Below are 21659 nucleotides of genomic sequence, written 5' to 3'. Positions count from 1 at the left end.
CGATCATTTCGTGACGAAAAAGAATCGATGCCGCCTCATTGCAGCCGCGAGCATTAACTGCGATTTTCGAGCTCGGCCCAATAAGAAGGAACAGCAAATGCCCTATGCCGTCGCGAGCGACAACGTCCGCCTTTATTTCGAGGAGGCCGGCAGCGGAACGCCGATCATCTTCCTGCATGAATTCGCGGCCGACCACACCAATTGGGAACCGCAGATGCGGTATTTTTCACGCGGGCACCGCTGCATCGCCTATTCAGCACGCGGCTATACGCCATCGGATGTTCCGCCATCGGCTGACGTCTATACCTACAAGCGTTTCTACACTGATGCGCTCGCCGTGCTCGATCATCTCAAGATCGCCAAAGCGCATTTCATCGGCCTGTCGATGGGCTCCTATTCTTCGCTGCAGATCGGCCTGAACGCGCCGGAGCGCGCGCTGTCGCTGACGCTGGCTGCCGTCGGCTCAGGCTCGAGCCTCGAAAATCTCGAGGCCTTCCGCAAGCAATGTCAGGCCAATGCCGAACAGTTCGAGACGATTGGCGCCGCCGAAGTCGCCAAGGTCACGCGCGAGGCGCCGAGCCGGATTTCGTTCATGTTAAAGGACCCGCGCGGACACGCGGATTTCTACGCATCGCTGGCGCGGCATGATTCCAAAGGCTCCGCCAACACCATGCGCAGCTTTCAGGGTGGCCGTCCTTCGATCTACACCATGACCGAGGCGATCCGCAAAGTCCCGACACCGACCCTGATCATCTGCGGCGACGAGGATGACAACTGCATTGAACCCAGCCTGTTTCTCAAGAAGCATCTGCCCGCATCCGGGCTCGCCTTGTTTCCGAAAGCCGGCCACGTGCTCAATCTGGAGGAGCCGGCCCTGTTCAACGAAATGGTCGAGCGCTTCATCGCGTTGGTCGAAGCCGGCCGCTGGCCGGTGCGCGACCCGCGCTCGCTCAAGGAGCAGACCTGACAACCGGGATTACCGGCCCTTCTCCGCGCGGCTCAACAAAAATACACCCTGCTCGCCGAACATGTTCCAGAACCACCACGGCGCGTTGAGCCGCAGCGGGCGGCCGTAAAGATCGAGCGCGACCGCGCGCTCCATCTTGACATTGATCTCGTCGCACAACTGCACGAAATCCTTGATGGTGCAAAAATGAATGTTCGGGGTGTCGTACCAGGTCGCCGGCAGATTTTCGGTGCGCGGCATGTGGCCGCCGACCAGCAATTGCAGCCGCATTTTCCAGAAACCGAAATTGGGAAATGACACGATGGCGCGGCGCCCGATCCGCAGCAGATTTTCCAGCACCAGGCGCGGCCGCCGCGTCGCCTGCAGGGTTTGCGACAGGATCACGTAGTCGAAGGCGTCATCGGGGTAATTGACGAGGTCGGTGTCGGCGTCGCCCTGCACCACCGCAAGGCCCTTGGCGACGCAGTGATTGACGCCCTCGCGCGAAAGCTCGATGCCGCGCCCGTCGATGCCGCGGCTTTCAAGCAATAGCAGCAGGTCGCCGTCGCCGCAGCCGACGTCCAGAACCTTGGAGCCGCGCTCGACCATCTCCGCCACCAGCAGATGGTCGCCGCGATAACGCCCGGTATCCGGCGATGCGAACCCGCTCAATGGCAGAGCCTGTTGCTGCACGCTCATCTCAGCCACCATTCCTGGTCAGGCCGCGCGCGGCGCCGGCGGATTCCAGGAAAGCGCGGGAGATGTCGAAGAATTCGGGAACATCGAGCAGGAAGGCATCGTGGCCACGGTCGGTCTCGATCTCCGCGAACGACACCCGCGCGCCGCTGGCGTTGAGCGCATGCACGATGGCGCGCGATTCCGAGGTCGGAAACAGCCAGTCCGACGTGAACGACACCACGCAAAGCCGGGTCTGAATGCCGCGAAATGCTTCGGCCAGCACGCCGTCATGGTCCGCGGCAATGTCGAAATAATCCATCGCCCGGGTCAGATAGAGATAGCTGTTGGCATCGAACCGCTCGACGAAGGACGAGCCCTGGTAGCGCAAATAGCTCTCGACCTGGAAATCCGCGTCGAACGAAAACGTCGGCAGATCGCGGTCCTGCATCCGCCGCCCGAACTTGCGATGCAACGCGGCGTCCGACAGGTAGGTGATATGCGCGGCCATCCGCGCCACGCCGAGGCCGCGATGCGGATCGGTGCCCTGCTCGAAATAGCGGCCACCGCGCCAGTCCGGATCGGCCATCACGGCCTGCCGCCCCAGTTCATGGAACGCGATGTTCTGCGCCGAATGCCGCGTGCTGCAGGCTACCGGCAGCGCCGAGAACACCCGGGTCGGATAGGCGGCGGTCCATTGCAGCGCCTGCATGCCGCCCATCGAGCCCCCGACCGCGCAGAACAGCGTGTCGATGCCGAGGCGGTCGATCAGCATCGCCTGCGCGCGCACCATGTCGGGAATGGTGATGATCGGAAAATCCAGCCCCCAGACCTTGCCGGTGGCGGGATTGGTCGAGGCCGGCCCGGTCGAACCCATGCAGCCGCCGATCACATTGGAGCAAATGATGAAGTAGCGGTCGGTGTCGAGCGGCCGGCCGGGACCGACCATGGTTTCCCACCAGCCGAGCTTGCCGGTCACCGGGTGGATGTTGGCGACATGCTGGTCGCCGGTCAGCGCGTGGAAGATCAAAATGGCGTTGGAACGCTCCGCGTTGAGCTGGCCGTAGGTCTGATAGGCGATCTGGAATGGCGACAGGTCGATGCCGCAATCGAGCTTCAGCGGCTGCTCGGCGCCGAACAGGGCGACGTGCGAACTCGGATGGTCGGCCTCATGCGCGCGCTCCTCGCTATGGATCGCCGGGCTCGGTATCGACTGCACGTTTACCATTTGATCTCACGGACCACTGGACATCAGGCCATAAAAAACCCGGCCTGAACATAGGTTCGGCCGGGATCACTTCTGTCCCCGGCCTGTTTAGCGAGTTGTTTAACGTGGCTGCAAGCCGGCCGGCTCAAATGACCACGGAGTAAGGTAATACTAGTCCTGAGCGGGCTTTTCGTCAAGGCAGGCCGGCCGTTAACCTAAGGCCGAGGCTCTTGAGGAGGTCGCGCACTTGCGCCGTCTCCAACCATGAGAGAGAACGGGTGCCGACAGGCTTCCGCCAGGTTTCCCGCATGGCCAAACCGCCCCCTGCTCCGCCCTCGCTCGAGGTGCTGCGCAAAGAGATCGACGCCATCGACCAGCAGGTCCACAGCCTGCTGATGGCGCGTGGCGACATCATCGACCGGCTGATCCAGGTGAAGCAGACCCAGGAGGTCGGCTCCGCGTTCCGCCCGGCCCGCGAGGCCGACATGATGCGCCGGCTGGTGATACGCCACCGCGGCATCCTGCCGCTCGACACCGTCGAGAGCATCTGGCGCGTCATCATTTCGACGTTCACTTACGTACAGGCGCCGTTTTCGGTGCATGCCGACATTTCGCTCGGCGAATCCGCGATGCGGGATTCGGCGCGGTTTCATTTTGGATTCACCGTTCCCTACGTCTCGCACTTCAGCGCGCCGGCCGCGGTCGAGGCGGTGGCAAGGTCGAAGGGCGACCTGGCGCTGGTCTCGGCGACCTCCAGCCGCACCCCGTGGTGGATCGCGCTGGAGGCCGACGGCGCGCCGAAGATCACCGCGCGATTGCCGTTCGTCGAACGCGCCGACCATCCCGCAGCCCTTCCAGTGTTCGTGGTCTCGCGCGTCGCCGACAGCGCCATGGTGACCGAAGTCGAGACCTGGAGCGTGCGGGTGTCCGGCTGGAACGCCGAGATCGCCCGCGCGCTGTCGCCGCTGGCGGAGATCGTCGCGGTGCCCGATACCGCCTTCGACGGGGCGGCGCTGCTGGTGTCGATTGCGGCCTCGAGCAGCCTCGAAAAGATCAAATCGGCCCTGATCGAAGCCGGTGCGTCGGTACGCTCGTCGGCTCTCGTCGGCAGCCATGCAACGCGCTATACGGTGCCCCCGAACGGGGCGACCAAGCCCTGAAAGCCCCGTTCCTTTCGGAGTTTCAAGATGTCCCGACCCGTGCCGAACCCCGGCATTCTCGATATTGCGCCCTACACGCCCGGCAAGAGCCCGGTGCCGGAGCCGGGCCGCAAGGTGTTCAAGCTGTCGGCCAACGAGACCCCGTTCGGCCCCTCGCCGAAGGCCAAGGCGGCCTACCAGGACGCCGCGGCGCATCTGGAGGACTATCCGGAAGGCACCTCGCGGGTGCTGCGCGAGGCGATCGGCCGCGCCTATGGGCTCGACCCCGACCGCATCATCTGCGGCGCCGGCTCCGACGAAATCCTCAATCTGCTGGCGCACACGTACCTCGCCCGCGGCGACGAGGCGATCTCCACTGCCCACGGCTTTCTGGTCTATCCGATCGCGACCATGGCGAACGGGGCTACCAACGTGGTTGCGCCGGAAACCAACTTCACCGCCGACGTCGATGCGATCCTCAAACTGGTCTCGCCGCGCACCAAGCTGGTGTGGCTGGCCAATCCGAACAACCCGACCGGAACCTATCTGCCGTTCGACGAGGTCAAGCGGCTGCGCGCCGGATTGCCCGCGCATGTGCTGCTGGTGATCGACGCCGCCTATTCCGACTACGTGTCGCGTAACGATTATGAAATCGGCATCGAACTGGTGGCGACCACCGACAACACCGTGATGACCCACACCTTCTCGAAAATCCACGGCCTCGCAAGCTTGCGGGTCGGCTGGATGTTCGGGCCGGCCAATATCGTCGATGCCGTCAATCGCATCCGTGGTCCCTTCAACGTCTCGACCCCGGCGATGCTGGCGGCGGTGGCCGCGATCGAGGATACCGCGCATCAGCAGATGTCGAAGGTGCACACTGAAAAATGGATCAAGTGGCTAACCGATGAGGTGACAAAACTCGGCCTCAAGGTGACGCCGAGCGTGGCGAATTTCATCCTGATCCATTTCCCGCAAGCCAAAGGCAAGACCTCGGCCGATGCCGACGCCTTCCTGACCAAACGCGGCCTGGTGCTGCGCGCGCTGAACAATTACGGCCTGCCGCATTCGCTGCGCATGACCATCGGCACCGAGGAAGCCAACCTCCTGGTGCGCGACGGCCTGCGCGACTTCATGGCGGGCCAGTGAACGCGGCGCCGCCATTCGACAAGATCGCGCTGATCGGCTTCGGCCTGATCGGCGGCTCGATCGCGCGCGCCGCGCGGGTGCAGGGACTGGCGAAACAAATCGTCGCCACCGCGCATTCGGCCAAGACCCGCGCGCGGGTGTCGGAGCTTGGCATCGTCGATGCCGTGGTCGAGACCAATGCGGAGGCCGTAGCAGACGCCGACCTCGTCATCCTCTGCATCCCGGTCGGCGCCTGCGGCCCGGTGGCGCAGGAAATCGCCGGTCATCTCAAGCCCGGCGCCATCGTCTCCGATGTCGGTTCGGTCAAGGGCGCGGTGGTGCGGGACATGGCGCTGCATTTGCCCAGGGCTGCGCATTTCGTGCCGGCGCACCCGGTCGCCGGCACCGAGCATTCCGGTCCCGATTCCGGTTTCGCCGAACTGTTCATCAACCGCTGGTGCATCCTCACTCCGCCCGAAGGCACCGACCCGGACGCGGTCGAGAAGCTGCGCGGGTTCTGGGCAGCACTCGGCGCCAGGGTCGAGATCATGACGCCGGACCACCATGACCTCGTGCTCGCCATCACCAGCCATCTGCCGCACCTGATCGCCTATACAATCGTAGGCACGGCGGATGAGCTTGAAGGGGTCACGCAATCCGAAGTGCTGAAGTTCTCCGCCGGCGGCTTTCGCGACTTCACGCGCATCGCCGCATCCGACCCGATCATGTGGCGCGACGTGTTCCTGACCAACAAGGACGCGGTGCTGGAAATGCTCGGCACCTTCAACGAGGATCTTTCCAAGCTGACCCGCGCGATCCGCCGCGGCGACGGCGAAGCGCTGTTCGAGCATTTCGCCCGCACCCGCGCCATCCGCCGCGGCATCGTCGAGATCGGCCAGGATTCCGCCGCCCCCGACTTCGGCCGTCCTCACGCGCAACTGGGGAAGAAGGCGGAATAAATCCGTCGTCCCGGCCTCCGAGCCGGGACCCATACGGCGTGATCTATCCGTTAGAAACAAGTGGCTGCAGTTCGCGCAACAATTGGCGCCGGTGGCTATGGGTCCCTGCTTTCGCAGGGACGACGCACAACGTTTCAGCGATGACGGTGTGCTCCCTCTCCCACCCAACTCGGGTTTATCCGAGTTGGGCATTTCAAATTGTCGAAGTCGGATATATCCGACTTCGATGTGGGAGAGGGTTGGGGTGAGGGGTTCAGGTCTATCGATAGAGCGTAACCCCTCACCCGGATCGTCTCGACGTTGTCGATGCGATCCGACCTCTCCCACAAGGGGAGAGGTAACGCGCGTTCGCGCGTGCCCAGATTTCGATTCTCAAACAGCGCGGAACAAGACACACTTCCGCGTTCCCGCGGCGCGATTCGTCCGGGCTTTGCAGTTATTTTCGCCCAGCAAAGGGCGTGGGGAATGCCGGGCGCACGATGCACCCGCAGCCCGGCAGGGCAGGGCAGGGCAGGCAGAAAAACAAGCCATGCCGGTAACAGTCACCACAGGTCCACCGGATCATCCCGGCATTCCCGCACACGAGTGGTTTTAACGGTTTCCTCCGCGCTCTCCCCGGTGACCGGGCTCGTTTGCCACCGTCGCCAGCGAAAGTTGCCTTCCGCCAACTTGACACCAGCGTCGGGGTGTCAGGACCACACGACTTCGCCGTCCGCCTTGAGCGCGTTCGTCAGCGCGCCATCGGCGTCCACCGCATCCCGCCCCGCGTCCGTGACGATCGCGATACGCCCCTTAAGGGGACGGGACAGCGAATCGTATAATCCGAAATTTCGATGGGGTCAAGCGATATTCTGATAAACAGAAATTATCGTGACAACGCAACGCCATAGCCCGGACGGAATGCGTTATCCTGAGGTGCGAGCCCTCTTGGCGAGCCTCGAAGGATGACTGGTTCGGTGCATGCGGCCATCCTTCGAGGCGCGCAAGCGCGCGCACCTCCAGCGACAACGGCAAAGCCGTTGCGCGGGGATGACGTCGGAGCGCGTTCTCAAAACAGCGGCGGCGTCTGTCCGACCTTCAGCGGGCCGAGGAACACCGCGCCGTCGACAAAACGCAGCGGGAAGGCGCGGGCCTTTCGCCCCTCAAGCATGGCCTCCTTGCCGAGCGCGTTGACGCCGGCGGCAAGGCCGGTGTTGACGTTCCGCTTGACCGCCTTGCCGAGCCCCGGAATCGCCCTGTCCAGCGCGCCGAGCAGGTTGCTGACATCCTGGCTTTTGACGCCGGGCGCGACGCGGTCCAGCGTCGACTGCGGCACGCCTTCGTCCAGCATTTTGTCGATTCCCAGCGCCGGTATCACCTTCTCGATGCCGGCCACCGTCATCTGCAGCTCGCCGTCGAGACGGCCGTTGGCGGAAAGCCCGAGCGTACCGGCGGCGACCGCGATCAGGTCGCCTTGCCCAAACCGCGACGCCACGATCTCGACATGGCCGCCGGCGGCCTGGATTTCCTTGAACCGCTGCGGCCAGGGTTTCGGCGAAAGATCCTTCAGGCCCGTCAGCATCGCCCGCATGTCGACATCGAACGGCTGCACCAGCAGCGGATGCACTTCCTGCACGCTGCCTTGCGCGATCTGCAGCACGGTTTCGATCACGGGATGATCCGATACGGAGCCTTCGGCGAGACGGCCGTGCAGCTCGATGTGTTTGGCGCGCGCCAGCGGAGTCTGCACCGGCCCGTTGATGCGGTCGACCGAAGGGTCGTCGAACACGATCGAGGCGCGCTGCGGGATGGCCGGCAGGCCGACCACGCTGCTGCGGGCCTTGCTCCAGTTCACGACCATCGAATGCTCAGGATTGCGATCGGCGATCAGGGCCGGTGCGGTGAATTCCGCGATCAAAAGCTTGGGATCGTAGACCTGCGCCACCACCAGGATTTCGCCGAGCTTTGCCGTAACAGGCGTTTGCGTCGCCGCCTGCCCCGCGGTCTGCGACACCAAAGCGACGCTGGCGCCGTCGCAACGCACTTCGAGGCGGAACGGGAAGCCGGCGACGGTCCGTTTCGTACAATCATAGACCCGGCCGGATTTCGCCTCCCGCGCCCGCCAGGCGTCGGCCTTGGCGTCGACCTGGGAGGCGGCATAGAACCAGAACGCGCTCCACGCCACAGCGGCGATCACGAGCAAGACGGGCATGATGAACAGGCGCCACAGCGGGCGCCGGCGCGGCGCGGGGGTTATTTCGGGCATGAGGCGACCTAGACCTGAGGATTTTGTCAATAAAGCGGTGCATTTACCCGAACTTGAGCACGAGGACTTGAACACAAGACTCGCACGCGCCCAAAGGTTAACGGGTTTTCATCGGCCGCAAAACTCTGCTAGCCGTGCTAGCCGATGTCAGCGAAAATCATGTCTGAAGCAATAGCATCACCGGGCGACCTCTGGGTGTTCGGCTACGGCTCGCTGATGTGGCGGCCGGGCTTCGAATTCATCGAGCGGGTCCAGGCGCTGTTGATCGGCGAGCACCGCGCGCTCTGCGTCTATTCTTTCGTGCATCGCGGGACACCTGAGAAGCCGGGTCTCGTGCTCGGCCTCGACCGCGGCGGCGCCTGCCGCGGCATCGCGTTCCGGGTCGCGGAAAAGCATCGCGCCGCCACCGTGGCTTACTTGCGCGAGCGCGAACAGGTGACTTCGGTCTATCGCGAAGTGATGCGGTCGGTGTGGCTGGAGAACGATGCGCGCCAGCGCGTCAGCGCGCTCACTTACGTGGTCGATCGCGGCCATGTGCAATATGCCGGGCGGCTGTCTCCGGCCGAGCAACTACGTCACGTGCGGCAGGGACACGGCCAGTCCGGCGTCAACCGCGACTATGTCCTCGCCACCGTCAAGGCGATCGAGGCGGAAGGTTTTCGCGACGGGCCACTGCATCAGTTGGCGATGATGCTGCACGATGAGACACCGCTGCGTCGGTGACTTCGCCCTCCCGTGGAAGGGTGACGATCCCTTCTGCAATGACGCATCCGCGTAGTCCGTCGAGCAAGTCGCGCGATCAAGCAGGAACGTACGTCAGCCTGAACACGTCCTCGCCAATTGGATCGCTGGTCACAAGGCGGAGCGATGGCCGGGGGCCGGCGAAGAACGGCTTGCCGCGGCCCAGTACGACTGGATGGAGGTAGAGTCGATACTCATCAATAAGACCAAGGTCGGTCAGGCTTCGCGCCAGGTCCGGTCCGGCGGCATCAATCTCCCCGACGAGTCGATCCTTCAGCCCGCGTATCACCGCCTCGATGTCATCCGAAACAAGCGTGGCGTTGGGACCGACCGACTTCAACGAGCGCGACACGACCCACTTCGGTTGCCGCCGCCAGGCCGCCGCGAAGTCGCGCTCTTCCGCGCCCCACTCGGGAAGGTCTTCGTCCCAGATGCGCATGACCTCGTACATGCGGCGGCCGTACACACTGCCCGTCAGCTCGCGCACGTGCTCGATGAAGTGACGAAACAGCACCGGACCAGGCGCAAATGCCGTGTGGTCGACGTAGCCGTCCAAGGACTGGTTCATTGCAAAGACGACCTTCGCCATGCTGCAAAATCTCCACCCAAGGGTCTTCAGAATAGCTCAAGCCGCCGTTACGCCGAAGTGACGACAAGAAACGCCCTACCCCTCCGCCTTCGCCCGACTCGGCACGCGGCCGAACAATTGCGCCTGCTCCGCTCGCGCGGCCTCGACCAGCCGGTTGGTGGCGTCTTCGATCGCTTCCTCAAGCCGCGCGATGAAATCGCGGCGCGCAAGGCCTGATGGCAAGGGATCGAGAAATTCGACCACCAGCGTGCCGGGATAGCGCATGAAGGTGCGGCGCGGCCAGAACAGTCCGGAATTCAGCGCCACGGGCAGGCAAGGCACGCCGCTGTTGACGTAGATCTGGCCGACGCCCGTCATGTAGTTCGGCGGCGCGCCGACCGGCCGGCGGGTGCCTTCGGGGAAAATGATCAGCTGCCGGCCGCTGCGGATTTCCTTCGGCGCCCGCCGCGCCATTTCCATCAGCGAGCGCATGCCGCCGCTGCGGTCGACGCCGATCATTTTCGATTTCAGCAGATACCAGCCGAAAAAGGGAATCCAGGCCAGTTCGCGCTTGTAGATGAACAGCGGCGCATCGAAGAATTGCATCAGGGCGAAGGTTTCCCACATCGACTGATGCTTGGAGGCGACGATCAGCGGTCCGGCCGGAATTTTCTCAAGCCCGCGGCATTCGAGCCTGGTGTTGCAGACCACCCGCATCAGCCAGACGCTGCTGCGCGACCATGCCTTGGCGATCGCCATGAAGGCCCGCGGCGGCATCAGGTAGGTCGGAAGCGCAACCAGGATCCAGAACACCAAAAGCGCATAGAACAGCACATTGTAGGCGAGCGAACGCAAGAAAATCGAAACCATCGAAAATCCGATCAGTTGGCTTCTGCCGTCGCCGGCCGGTGCGTCGGCAGCGAACCGGTCGGCTGCTCCGCGAACTCGGGCACGAGGTCCAGGCCGACATCGGCCAGACGCACCCGCACTTCGGCGGCGACGTATTTGACATATTCCGATAGCAGCAGCCGCACGGTCGCGCCATTGGTCCACCACGGCTCGTCGCGCCATTTGTCGGCGACCACCGCGAACGGAATCAGCTCGATGTCGGGCATCGCGTGCGACAATTCGACGATCGCCCGCGGCATATGGTAGTTCGACGTCACCACGATCAGCGACTTGAAGCCGCGCTCGTGCGCCCAGCGCCGCGTTTCGGCGGCATTGCTCCGGGTGTTGACCGCCGAACGGTCGAGATCGACGCAGCAGCTCAGCAGCGACTGGTTGTCGGACAGCGAACGGGAAATATCGCTGGCGCCGTTGGTCGGGCGCACGCCCGAGATCAACAGCCGCCTGCCGTAGCCATCGGCCAGCAATTCCATCGCGTCCGAGACGCGCGAGGAACCCCCCGTAAGCACCACGATGCCGTCGGCGTGGCCGGCGGGCTTGCTCTCGGCGCCGCGCAATTGCGCGATGAATCCGGCAAAGCCGGCAGCCGTCCCGACAAACACGATCGCCAGCGCCGCAACCAGCGTTGCGCGCAGCCGGCCGCGTCGCGGCCTGGAGGCTTCCGGCGGGTTTTGGTCGGTCGCCAAACTCATGTGATGCGGCAGGTCCTTTCTCCCTTGGCAAGTCTAGAACGTTTTCCTGCGAAGCGAGAGTCCGGTTTGGCGCGGTATCCTGCGCAAACCGTGTCAGTCGATGTCGTCCAGCGTGGCGAACAGCGTCCGCCGCGACGCCAAAGCGGTGATCGCCGCGATCAGCACCGCCTGGGCCGCCAGCGCCAGATAGCCCGACGGGCGCAGCGAAAACGTCCCCAGCAAGGCCGCGAACTGGTCACCGACCGGGGTGCCGGAAAACCAGCCGGCGATCGATTCAGAAAAACCGAAAGTCAGCATCGCGGCGCCGCCGCCGATCACCCCGCCCTCGAGGCCGAGGCGCAGGAAATGCCGCAGGAAGCGGTTGGCGATATAGCGGTCGCCGGCGCCGACGAAGTGCAGCACTTCGACGATCGGGCGATTGGCCGCCATCGCGCCCCGGGTGGCGAACGATACCGAAATGATGGTCGCGATAATCACCAGCGCCAGGATGCCGATGCCGGCAAATACCGTGGCGCCGGTCATGGTCCGCATCCGCTCGATCCAGGCGCGGTGATCGTCGACGCTGGCGGTCGGCGCCACCTGCGTCACCCTGGCGCGCAGTGCTGCCAGATCGAGCGGCGTGCCGGGCTGGACCCGCGCGACGATCACGCGCGGGATCGGCAGTTCGTCGAACGAAAGTCCGCTGCCGAGCCACGGCTCCAGCAGCTTGGCGGACTCCTGTTTGCTGAAAGGCTTGATCTCGATGATGCCGGGCTGCCCGCGTATCGCTTCGGTCGCGGCGGCCGCATCGCGGTCGAGATCGCGCCCGGCCGTCGGGCGCACCTGGATGGTGATCTCGCTTGCGACCTCGGACTGCCACTCGGCCGCCGACGCGCTCACCAGCAGCACCGTGCCGGTCGTGATCGAGGCGAGGTAGGTCATGATGGCGACCACGGCGACCAGCGCGCGGCCGGAGATCGAGGCGCGCGGCACGATCGGAGACAGGTTGCGCGCGAGCGCCGGCAGGTGCGGACGCTCGTAGCCGAGATCCACCAGCGGGCCGTGCTCGTGATCGGCTCTACTCATAGATATGCAACCGCCCTTGATGCAGCACCAGCCGCCGCGCCTCGTACTGGTCCATCAGGTTGATGTCGTGGGTCGCGATAATCACCGCGGTACCGGACTTGTTCAACTCGATGAACAGCCGCAGCAGCCGCCGTCCCAGGGTCGGATCGACGTTGCCGGTGGGCTCGTCCGCCAGCAACAGGTGCGGCCGCGAGATCACCGCCCGCGCGATCGCCGCGCGTTGCTTTTCGCCGCCGGACAGGATCGGCGGCAGCGCATCCATCCGCTCGCCGAGCCCGACCCATTTCAGCAGATCGATGACCTCCTTGCGGTAGCTCGATTCCTCGCGGCCGATCACCCGGAACGGCAGCGCCACGTTTTCGTAGGTCGTCATGTGATCGAGCAGGCGAAAGTCCTGCAGCACGATGCCGATCCGCTTGCGCAGGTCGGCGACCTGGTCCTTGCCGAGCAGCGACACGTCGTTACCGAACAGGTTGACCAGGCCGCGGGTCGGCCGCAGCGACAGGAACAACAGCCGCAACAGCGAGGTCTTGCCGGCGCCGGACGGGCCGGTGAGGAACTGGAAGGAATGGGCCGGGATCTGGAAACTCAGGTCGCGCAGAATTTCCGGGCCGAGCCCGTAACGCAATCCGACGTTTTCGAACCGGACCAAGCTCAGCTCCGCCCGCCGGGTTCGCTGCGGTTGCGACCCGGACCAAACGGTTTTGCGTCGGTTATGGTTTCCGATTCGTTAACGGTCGGCTTGTAGCATCGGCGCAGCGTCATTGTGGAGAATCGCTCCATGCACATCATTTGCCCGCATTGTACAACATCTTACGCCATCGAATTGGCCACCCTAGGCGCGGCGGGCCGCACCGTGCGTTGCTCCCGCTGCAAGGAGGTCTGGCTGGCCCGGCCGGAGGATGCAACCGAGCTTGCCGTCGCCGCACCCGCCATGGCGGCAGCCGGCGAACCGGCCGGGGATACGGCCCCCGCGGGCTGGGAAGCCCTCGCGCGCCAGGATGACGGCCAGAACCACGACCAGGACCAGCACCACGACCATGACCATGAAACCCCGGTCGTCGACAGCCCCTCGATTTCAGCCGGCTGGCCGGCTTCGGCCGACAGCGAGGGCGCGCCGGCGGCCGACTGGCCGTCGGCCGCGAGGGCCGATGTGCACGCCGTCGAGGCCGCACCCCGGCCTCGGCTGTCGTGGCTGCGAAACCTTTTGAAGCAGCCGGGATGGTTTGGCGCCGCCGGCAAACCGGTCGTCAGCCTGACCACGGTTTGCGCCGCGATGGGCGCGCTGGTGCTGGCGCTGGTGATCTGGCGCGTCGACGTGGTGCGGCTGCTGCCGCAGACCGCGACCTTCTACAAAATGGCCGGTCTCGAGGTCAATTCGCGCGGGCTGCTGTTCAAGGACGTCAAGGTCACCACCGAAACCGTCGAAGGCAAACCGGTGCTGGTGATCGAAGGCGTGATCGTCGGCGAAACCCGCAAGGCCGTCGAATTGCCGCGGCTGCGGTTTTCGGTTCGCGACGCCCAGGGCGCCGAGATCTACGCCTGGAATACGGTGCTGGAGCAGGCCGTGCTCAAGCCGGGCGAGAAAGCCTGGTTCAAGTCGCGGTTGGCGTCGCCGCCGCCGGAGGCGCGCAACATCGACGTGCGCTTCTTCAGCAGGCGGGATATCACCGCCGGTAACGCGTGACATGACGACGCGGTCCCGCGCGCGAAAGACCCTGATTCCATGCCGCGGGTCCTGATCGCCGACGACGAAGATTCGATGCGCAGGCTGGTGGCGCGCGCCATCGCCATGGACGGTCACGACACCGTCACCGCCGAAGACGGCGCGGAAGCGCTGGAGATCCTTAACCGCGAAGCCGGCGCAATCGACCTTTTGCTCACCGATATCCAGATGCCGGTGATGGACGGCATCGCGCTGGCGCTGGCCGCCGCCCGCGATTTCCCCAACCTGACGATCCTGCTGATGACGGGTTTCGCCGATCAGCGCGAACGCGCCTCGGGCCTCAACGCCATCGCCCATGACGTCGTGACGAAACCGTTTTCGGTGGCCGATATCCGCACCGCCGTCGCCGACGCGCTGGCATCGGGAAGGCGGGGTTAAGAAAGCTATCCAGGCAACACCACATGCTTGTCATGCTCCGCCACCGGGTCTCGCCTTCGGCGAGCCCAATGACAGGCTCCAGCGGGGCATCCAGTACGCTGCCGCTTCTCGGCTAAATTTCTGACGCCTCTGGAATACTGGATCACCCGCCTTCGCGGGTGATGACAGCGTGCATGCGTTGGAACTCTAATAATCCTTCAGCAGCCGCTCGATGTAATCGAGCTCGATCTGCGGGCGTTGCGGATCGGCGAGGCGGCGGCGGAGTTCTTCCAGGATCCGGCGCACCCGCTGGACGTCGATTTCGCCGGGGATCTTGACCAGGTCGTCGCCGTATTCGCGCCCGCGCAGCGGCCGCCCGAGCGGATCGGACTGATTGCCGCCGCTCTGCTGCCGGCCGGCGCGGGTGCCCGGGCCGTCGCCCTGTCCGTCGCCGTCGCCCTGCTGCATCGCCTCGGCAAGACTCCGGGCGCCCTTTTGCAGCCCTTCCAGCGCCTGCTGTTGCGAATCCACCGCGCCGTCGGCATTGCCCTCGCCGAGCCGTCCGTCGGCATCGCCCATGGCGCTGTCGGCCTCGCCGAGGCCGTCCTGATCGTCGCCCTGCCCGTCGCCCTTTTGCCCCATGCCGCGCTTGGCAAGCTCCTGCTGCAATTTCTTGAGCCGGTCGCGCAGGCCCTGCTGATCCTGCTGCAGGTCGCCCATGCCTTGATTGCCCTGCTTGCCGCGCAGGCGGTCGCGCCGCGAATCCTGGCCCTGCTTGAAGGTCTTGTCGCGCAGTTGCTGCTGCTTGCGGATCATGTCGCCGAGCTCGTTGAGCGCCTGCTCCATGTCGGCGTCGCCGGATTGGCCGGGCTGCGCCATCTGCAGGTTTTCCAGCATCTCCTGCAACTGCTCGAGCAGTTGCTTTGCGCCGTCCTTGTCGCCGGAGCGCGACAGCCGCTCCATGCGATCGAGCATGTTCTTGAAGTCCTGCTGGCTCAGCATCCTGGTGTTGGGATCGAGCGGCCGCGCCAGTTGCTGCGGATTGTTGCGCATCTGTTCGGCGAGCTGGCGGATGAAATTGTCCAGCGCGGCGCGCAGGTTCTCGGTGAGCTTCTTGATTTCTTCGTCGCTGGCGCCGCGCTCCAGCGCCTGCTTAAGCGCCTCCTGCGCCGCGCGCAACGCCTTGTCCACGTCGGTGATGTTGCCGTCCTCGATGGTGACGGCGAGCGCCCACAGGCTGGCGACCACCTCGCGCAACGCGTCGTCGCTGGTGGCGGCTTCGAGTTGCCGGGCGACGCTGTACAGACCGAGATACTGGCCGGCCTCGGTGAACAGTTCCGGCGCGATCATCAGCGCATCCAGCGCCACATGGACCTGCGAACTCTGGTTGGCGTCGAGCGCCAGGATGCGGCGCTGCTCGATCAGCGCCCGCGGCAGCGGCTTGGTGAACAGACGCTCGGGAAGCCGCATCTCGAACGGCTCGCTGCGCCCCTCGTTGCCGGCCTCATCCTTCGCGGTCAGGGTCAAGCTGACATCGGCGCCGGCGTACGGGTCCTCGCTGAGATCCTTGACGGTCTGACCGACCCCGTTGCGGGTGCGCGCATTCGGCAATCCCAGCGCAAATTGCGGCGCGGCGAACAGCGGCCGCGCTTCCGCGGCACCCTTCGGCGCGTCAATTTTCGAGGCATCGCCTTTCGCAGCGTCGTTGGGGCGGACCGCAAAATGCGCCTGCGCTTCGGTGACGCCGTAATCATCCTCGATCTTGTAGGACAGCTGCAGCGAACCGCGGGCCTGGCGTTCCGGGTCTTTGGCAAGCGCAATGGTGGGGGCGCGGTCCGGCGTGGCGCTGAATTTCCAGAGCGGCTGGCCGGAGGGCGCGCGGACATGCGCGGTGCCGTCGCCGGCAATGGTGAAATGTCGTTCGTTGGTGCCCTTGGGCGCCTGCTCGGCCGGCGCTACTTCGCTCACGCCGCCGCCGGCGATCACCTCGAGCGAGCCGCCGCTCGAGCGCACGATCAACGTGCTGCCGGCCGGGACCGGCAACGGGCCTGCGAAGGGGACCGCGGCTTCCTTGTTGGCCGCGGACAGAATGATCGGAGGCTTGCCGGTATAGACCGGCGGCGTCACCCAGGCATCGACCCGGATATTGGCCGGCGACAGCACGCCGTTCCAGTCGAACGCCGCGGCTACCCGCATGGCGCGCTCGTCGCCCGCCGCTACATAGGCCGCGACCAACATCACCGCGACCAGGGTGCGCAACGCCCAGGGATCGTGGATCGCAAGCCGCGGCGAAGGCAGCCCGGCGCGGATGCGCTTGATCGACGCCAAGGTGCGCGCGCGCTGCGCCTGCCACAGCGCCAGCGCGACCGGATCCTGGGTCGCGACCGTATCGGTAAGCGCGGTGGCCGGACGATGGCGGATGCCGGTGCCGCGGTCGAGCCGGCTCAGGCCCTCTTCGCGGCTCGGCCAGCGGAATCGTACCAGCGGAAACAGCGCGCCCAGCGCCAGCAGCACGAACAGGCCGAGCCCGATGGCGCGCGCGACAAACGGCAGCGCCAGCCACAATCCGGCCCAGGACACCACCAGAAACAGGCCGATGACGGTCAACAGCCGCGCCAGATGCGGCCAGCCTCGCTCCCACGCGATCGCATAGCGTGCCCGCTGCAGGGCCTCGGCCAGCCGCAGCCTGGCAACCGCATCGGGGTCGCGCGCGGGCTCTGACGGATCGGGGGTGGCGCCGCTCAACAAACCCTCCAAAAACGAAGCAGCCGAAGCAGCACCCTAGCACAAAGGCGGCAATGAGGCACCCGCCCGGAAGCGGCAACCCACACCCGGGAATCCGCATAACACGAAGGCGTGACTGCCGGGCTGCGACCCCGTAACGTCCGACGCCATCGCCACGGAGCAAACATCATGGACAAGAAAACGCACGACAAAGGACTGGAAATTCGCAAGGCAGTGCTGGGCGAGGTCTATGTCGCCAACGCGCTGAAGAACGCCGACGGTTTCAACAAGCCGTTTCAGGAACTGGTCACCGAATACTGCTGGGGCGCGGTGTGGGGCCGCGAGGAACTGCCGCGCAAGACCCGCAGCATGCTCAACCTGGCGATGATCTCGATCCTCAACCGGCCGCACGAATTGCGGGTGCATATCAAGGGCGCGCTGGTCAACGGCGTGACCAAGGACGAGATCCGCGAGATCTTCATGCAGGTGGCGATCTATGCCGGCGTACCCGCCGGCGTCGACAGCTTTCGCATCGCGCGCGAAGTGTTCGCCGAGATCGACAAGGGCTGAAAGAATACACTCACAGCCACGGCGCCAGCTTGTCCATCGCGATCACGGCATCGACATCGAGCCGTGGCCGCACCACCGCGTACTGGTCGTCCTTGACCAGCACTTCCGGGATCAGCGCCCTGGTGTTGTAGGTGCCGGACTGCACCGCGCCGTAGGCGCCGGCGGTCATCACGGCCAAAAGATCGCCCGATCGGGGCTCGGGCATGGTGCGCCCGAGCGCGAGATAGTCGCCGCTTTCGCAGACCGGCCCGACCACGTCGGCGACGATAGAATGCGCGCCTTGCGCGGCCTGGCGAACCGGCAGGATGTCGTGATGCGCCTCGTACAGAGTGGGGCGGATCAGGTCGTTCATCGCGGCGTCGATGATGACGAAATTCCTGGCGTCGCCATGCTTCACATAAATCACGCGGGTGACCAGAATGCCGGCATTGCCGACGATCATGCGGCCCGGCTCGAACATCAGCGTGCAGCCGAGATTGTGGGTGACGCGCTTGACCATCGCGGCGTAGGCCGCCGGCTCCGGCGGCGCCGCGCGGTCCATGTAGTACGGGATGCCTAACCCGCCGCCGAAATCGATATGCGCGATAGTGTGGCCATCGGCGCGCAGCACCTGCACGAACTCGGCCAGCATCCGGAACGCGGCTTCCATCGGAGCCAGCTCGATGATCTGGCTGCCGATATGCATGTCGACGCCGGTGACCTTGATCCCCGGCAGCCTGGCGGCGCGGGCATAGACCGCGCGGGCGCGGGTCAGCGGCACGCCGAACTTGTTCTCCGACTTGCCGGTCGAGATCTTCGCGTGCGAGCCGGAATCGACGTCGGGATTGACCCGAACCGAGATCCGCGCCACCCGCCCCATCTCGCTGGCGATCCGCGACAGCAATTCCAGTTCGGGTTCGGATTCGACGTTGATGCAAAGAATGTCTTCGGCCAGCGCGGCGCGCAGTTCGGTTTCGGTCTTGCCGATCCCCGAGAACAAAATCTTCTGCGGCGGGATGCCGGCCGCCAGCGCGCGCTTCAACTCGCCGCCGGAAACCACGTCCGCGCCGGCGCCAAGCCTGGCCAGCGTGCGCAACACCGACTGGTTGGAGTTGGCCTTCATGGCGTAGCACACCAGCGCCTTCTCACCGGCGAAGGCGTCGCTGAACACCCGGTAATGGCGCTCCAGGGTCGCGGTCGAATAGCAGTAGAACGGCGTGCCGACCGCATCCGCCAGATCGGAAAGATTCACCGCCTCGGCGCAAAGCACGCCGTCGCGATAATCGAAGTGGTTCATGGCTGGTGTTCCAATTCTGACATTCGCATCCCCTCGCAGCGAATACTTTTGCGAATGTTAGAACCCAAGGGAACACCGGCCAAAACTAATTCTGCTGCGGCCCTGGATTTGACATTCGCAATGAGAGCTCGCGGAAAAACCGTAGCGGATGTCAAATCCACCGCACCGGCTCAGTCGTCCAGCAGCGGGTCGAGAATGATGCGCTTCTTGGCGCCCTTGGCAGCTTTCGGCCCCTGACCCCTTTCGGCAGTCGGCGCAAGCGCGCCCGGTTTCGGCGCCTCCTCGGCGCCGGATTCGGCCGCTGCCGCCGCGGTCGCCTGCGGCGAGGCGGCCGGCGGCAAATCGAGGCCGCCTTTGCGCCCGCAGCCGCCAAGCGCCAGCACGGCGGCGCTCAGCAGGATGAGGGCCCATCCGCTGGATGTTGGACGGTAGTTGCGATTCACGACAAAATCCCCGATGCGGCGGCACCATACAAAGATTGCCCGGTTCTGGCGAGACCTGCAGCGAGCTGAATTTCCAGTGAAATTTGCCGGCTCAGCCTAATTTCCGCTCTTTTTCCAGTCGCTTGAGCCAGGCTTTGGCCTGCGCCAGCACGTTTTTCGGAGCCGTGCCGCCATAGCTCGTCCGGCTTTTCACCGAGGCTTCGACCGAGAGAACGCTCAGGGCGTCCCTGGTGATTTTCGGCTCGATCGCCTGCATTTCCTCAAGCGCCAGTTGGTGTAACGGCACGCCCCGTTTCGACGCCCTGGCGACAATGCGCCCGGTGACATGATGGGCGTCGCGGAATGGCATCTTCAGCGTCCGCACCAGCCAATCGGCAAGGTCGGTGGCGGTGGCATAGCCCTCACCCGCGGCGGCCTTCATCCGCGCCTGGTCCGGCACCATGTCGGCGACCATTGCCGTCATCGCCCGGATCGCCAGCGAAAGCGCGCCAAAGGCCTCCATCGCGCCCTGCTTGTCCTCCTGCATGTCCTTTTGATAGGCCAGCGGCAGGCCCTTCATCACGATCAGCAGTGCGGTCAGCGCGCCGATCACCCGGCCGGTCTTGGCGCGGACCAGTTCGGCGGCATCCGGATTGCGTTTCTGCGGCATGATCGAGGAGCCGGTGGTGTACTTGTCGCTCAGCCGCACCAGCCCCACCAGCGGCGAGGTCCAGATCACGATTTCCTCGGCGAAGCGCGACAGGTGCACGGATGCGATCGCCGCCGCCGACAAGGTCTCCAGCACGAAGTCGCGATCCGAAACCGCGTCGAGCGAATTGGCCATCGGCCGGTCGAAGCCGAGCGCCTTCGCGGTGGCGGCGCGATCGATCGGGAACGAGGTGCCGGCCAGCGCGGCAGCCCCCAGCGGCGATTCATTGAGGCGGTTGCGCGCATCGGCAAAGCGGCCGCGGTCGCGCGCCGTCATCTCGACATAGGCGAGCAGATGATGCCCGAACGTCACCGGCTGCGCGGTCTGCAAATGGGTAAAGCCCGGCATCACGGTGCCGGCATGTTCGATCGCCCGCGCCACCAGCGCCTGCTGGAACGCGGCCAGCGCCGCATCGGTCTCGTCGATGGTGTCCCGGACGTAGAGCCGGAAATCGGTCGCCACCTGATCGTTGCGCGAACGCGCGGTGTGCAGCCTTCCCGCCGCGGGGCCGATCAACTCGCCGAGCCTGCTCTCGACATTCATGTGAATGTCCTCGAGCGCGCGCTTGAAATCGAACGATCCGTTGCCGATCTCTGACAAAATCGTGTCTAGACCCCTGGCGATATTTTTCGCATCGTTCGCGGTGATAATGCCTTGCGCGGACAGCATCGCGGCATGGGCCTTGGACGCGGCAATGTCCTGGGCATACAGGTGCCGATCGACGTCGATGGAGACGTTGATTTCCTCCATAATGGCGTCGGGGCGCTCGGTGAACCGGCCGCCCCACATCTTGTTGCTCATGACCTGTTACTCATGAATCTGCTGCCGATGGTCACGCCCAAACGCATCGTTCCGGGGCGCAACCTGCGCGACCAAAACCCTGCATAGCCGTATCTGATACAGGATGACAAACGATATGCCTGAACAATCCCCGCCCCGCCCCACCGCCACACGCCGGATTCCTTACGCGATCGCGGCGGTGTTGATCGGGGCTGTGATCGGGTTTGCCGGGATATACGGCTTTGGCGCGCTCAAGCGCAACACCGCCGGCGATCCCGCCTGCCGCCCGGCGGTGGCGCTTTCCGGCAGGATCGCGCCCTTGGCCCATGGCGAAGTCGCAGCGTTAACCATGGCCACAACTCCCCTGAGGCTGCCGGACCTCGCCTTCGAGGATGCCGACGGCAAGCCCAGAAAACTCTCGGACTGGCATGGCCGCACCGTGCTGGTGAACCTGTGGGCGACCTGGTGCGTGCCCTGCCGCAAGGAGATGCCGGCGCTTGACGCCCTGCAAAACCGGCTGGGCGGCGCGAATTTCCAGGTGGTCGCCGTCAACATCGACACCCGCGACCCGGAAAAGCCGAAGAACTTCCTGAAAGACGCCAAGCTGACCGGGCTTGGCTATTTCAGCGATCCAAAAGCCAAGGTTTTCCAGGATCTTAAAAGCATAGGCCGAGCGCTGGGGATGCCGACCTCGGTGCTGGTCGACGGTCAGGGCTGCGAGATCGCCACGATTGCCGGGCCGGCGGAATGGGACAGCGACGACGCCATGAAGCTGATCGCGGCGGCGATTGCGCCGTAAGAGGCAGCCATAAGCTCAGGTCGTCAAA

General features: G+C 64.9%; 21 protein-coding genes and 1 riboswitch. Of the genes, 9 read left to right on the top strand and 12 right to left on the bottom strand.

All coding sequences use genetic code 11. The features are described 5' to 3' along the window. Positions 1-97 precede the first annotated feature (97 nt). Positions 98-967, top strand: coding sequence for an alpha/beta hydrolase (locus tag E7813_RS21545; protein WP_291577287.1), 870 nt, complete (start codon positions 98-100; stop codon positions 965-967). A gap of 9 nt (positions 968-976) precedes the next feature. Here E7813_RS21545 and metW read toward each other — a convergent pair whose 3' ends face one another. Both metW and E7813_RS21535 read right to left on the bottom strand, forming a co-directional pair. After that, positions 977-1645 carry a methionine biosynthesis protein MetW gene (gene metW, locus E7813_RS21540; protein ID WP_291577286.1) on the bottom strand — a complete coding sequence of 223 codons (669 nt, stop codon included), beginning with the start codon at positions 1643-1645 and terminating at the stop codon, positions 977-979. A 1-nt stretch (position 1646) separates the two neighbouring features. Beyond that, positions 1647-2849 carry a homoserine O-acetyltransferase gene (locus tag E7813_RS21535; protein ID WP_291577285.1) on the bottom strand — a complete coding sequence of 401 codons (1203 nt, stop codon included), beginning with the start codon at positions 2847-2849 and terminating at the stop codon, positions 1647-1649. A gap of 66 nt (positions 2850-2915) precedes the next feature. Beyond that, a riboswitch (SAM riboswitch) is annotated at positions 2916-2995 on the bottom strand. A 141-nt stretch (positions 2996-3136) separates the two neighbouring features. On the opposite strand from E7813_RS21535, the gene E7813_RS21530 reads away from it, so the two are divergent. From E7813_RS21530 to E7813_RS21520, 3 genes are read left to right on the top strand one after another with little or no spacing between them, the layout of a single operon-like run. After that, positions 3137-3988: a chorismate mutase gene (locus E7813_RS21530; protein WP_291577284.1), complete on the top strand. Its 852-nt coding sequence runs from the start codon at positions 3137-3139 to the stop codon at positions 3986-3988. 27 nt (positions 3989-4015) lie between these two features. Continuing rightward, the gene (locus E7813_RS21525) at positions 4016-5113 is read left to right on the top strand and encodes a histidinol-phosphate transaminase (protein WP_291577283.1); all 1098 of its coding nucleotides are present in this window, start codon (positions 4016-4018) and stop codon (positions 5111-5113) included. Next, positions 5110-6051, top strand: a complete 942-nt coding sequence (locus E7813_RS21520; RefSeq protein WP_291577282.1) for a prephenate/arogenate dehydrogenase family protein — start codon at positions 5110-5112, stop codon at positions 6049-6051. Before E7813_RS21525 ends, E7813_RS21520 begins: the two co-directional genes overlap by 4 nt. A 1048-nt stretch (positions 6052-7099) precedes the next feature. Here E7813_RS21520 and E7813_RS21515 read toward each other — a convergent pair. Continuing rightward, positions 7100-8296: a DUF2125 domain-containing protein gene (locus E7813_RS21515; protein ID WP_291577281.1), complete on the bottom strand. Its 1197-nt coding sequence runs from the start codon at positions 8294-8296 to the stop codon at positions 7100-7102. 159 nt (positions 8297-8455) lie between these two features. Here E7813_RS21515 and E7813_RS21510 point away from each other — a divergent pair, with 159 nt between their 5' ends. Continuing rightward, the gene (locus E7813_RS21510) at positions 8456-9019 is read left to right on the top strand and encodes a gamma-glutamylcyclotransferase (RefSeq protein WP_291577280.1); all 564 of its coding nucleotides are present in this window, start codon (positions 8456-8458) and stop codon (positions 9017-9019) included. A 76-nt stretch (positions 9020-9095) separates the two neighbouring features. Here E7813_RS21510 and E7813_RS21505 read toward each other — a convergent pair whose 3' ends face one another. The 5 genes from E7813_RS21505 to ftsE all read right to left on the bottom strand — a co-directional run bounded on the left by E7813_RS21505 (position 9096) and on the right by ftsE (position 12920). Beyond that, positions 9096-9626, bottom strand: coding sequence for a dihydrofolate reductase family protein (locus E7813_RS21505; RefSeq protein WP_291577279.1), 531 nt, complete (start codon positions 9624-9626; stop codon positions 9096-9098). 75 nt (positions 9627-9701) lie between these two features. Beyond that, a complete protein-coding gene (locus tag E7813_RS21500; RefSeq protein WP_291577278.1) occupies positions 9702-10475 on the bottom strand; it encodes a lysophospholipid acyltransferase family protein in 774 nt (257 codons plus the stop codon). A gap of 11 nt (positions 10476-10486) precedes the next feature. Beyond that, entirely contained in the window at positions 10487-11203 is a 717-nt protein-coding gene (locus tag E7813_RS21495) for a YdcF family protein (protein ID WP_291577277.1), read from the bottom strand. Between the two features lie 93 nt (positions 11204-11296). Next, a complete protein-coding gene (locus E7813_RS21490) occupies positions 11297-12268 on the bottom strand; it encodes an ABC transporter permease (RefSeq protein WP_291577276.1) in 972 nt (323 codons plus the stop codon). Next, positions 12261-12920: a cell division ATP-binding protein FtsE gene (ftsE, locus tag E7813_RS21485; RefSeq protein WP_291577275.1), complete on the bottom strand. Its 660-nt coding sequence runs from the start codon at positions 12918-12920 to the stop codon at positions 12261-12263. The genes E7813_RS21490 and ftsE overlap by 8 nt, the downstream gene beginning before the upstream one ends. 129 nt (positions 12921-13049) lie before the next feature. Between ftsE and E7813_RS21480 the strand changes: the two genes are divergently transcribed. Together E7813_RS21480 and E7813_RS21475 are read left to right on the top strand one after the other, a co-directional pair. Beyond that, entirely contained in the window at positions 13050-13955 is a 906-nt protein-coding gene (locus E7813_RS21480; protein WP_291577274.1) for an MJ0042-type zinc finger domain-containing protein, read from the top strand. Between the two features lie 39 nt (positions 13956-13994). After that, a complete protein-coding gene (locus E7813_RS21475; protein ID WP_291577273.1) occupies positions 13995-14372 on the top strand; it encodes a response regulator in 378 nt (125 codons plus the stop codon). Positions 14373-14558: 186 nt separating this feature from the next. On the opposite strand, the gene E7813_RS21470 is transcribed toward E7813_RS21475, so the two are convergent. Then, on the bottom strand, positions 14559-17096 hold the full coding sequence (locus E7813_RS21470; RefSeq protein WP_291577272.1) for a TIGR02302 family protein: 2538 nt from the start codon (positions 17094-17096) through the stop codon (positions 14559-14561). Between the two features lie 168 nt (positions 17097-17264). Between E7813_RS21470 and E7813_RS21465 the strand changes: the two genes are divergently transcribed. Then, a complete protein-coding gene (locus E7813_RS21465) occupies positions 17265-17645 on the top strand; it encodes a carboxymuconolactone decarboxylase family protein (protein WP_291577271.1) in 381 nt (126 codons plus the stop codon). A 10-nt stretch (positions 17646-17655) separates the two neighbouring features. Here the strand turns inward: E7813_RS21465 and lysA are convergent, their stop codons facing one another. The 3 genes from lysA to argH form a co-directional block, all read right to left on the bottom strand. Next, the gene (gene lysA, locus E7813_RS21460; RefSeq protein WP_291577270.1) at positions 17656-18921 is read right to left on the bottom strand and encodes a diaminopimelate decarboxylase; all 1266 of its coding nucleotides are present in this window, start codon (positions 18919-18921) and stop codon (positions 17656-17658) included. Positions 18922-19091: 170 nt separating this feature from the next. Continuing rightward, positions 19092-19364 carry a lipoprotein gene (locus E7813_RS21455; protein WP_291577268.1) on the bottom strand — a complete coding sequence of 91 codons (273 nt, stop codon included), beginning with the start codon at positions 19362-19364 and terminating at the stop codon, positions 19092-19094. 91 nt (positions 19365-19455) lie between these two features. Continuing rightward, positions 19456-20853: an argininosuccinate lyase gene (gene argH / locus E7813_RS21450; protein WP_291577266.1), complete on the bottom strand. Its 1398-nt coding sequence runs from the start codon at positions 20851-20853 to the stop codon at positions 19456-19458. Between the two features lie 103 nt (positions 20854-20956). Between argH and E7813_RS21445 the strand changes: the two genes are divergently transcribed. Continuing rightward, entirely contained in the window at positions 20957-21631 is a 675-nt protein-coding gene (locus E7813_RS21445) for a TlpA disulfide reductase family protein (protein WP_291577265.1), read from the top strand. Positions 21632-21659 lie beyond the last annotated feature (28 nt).

This window comes from Bradyrhizobium sp. (assembly GCF_004799405.1).
Taxonomy (GTDB): domain Bacteria; phylum Pseudomonadota; class Alphaproteobacteria; order Rhizobiales; family Xanthobacteraceae; genus Bradyrhizobium.
The sequence above is the reverse complement of the archived record's forward strand: the minus strand, read 5'-3'. Positions and strand labels throughout refer to the sequence as shown.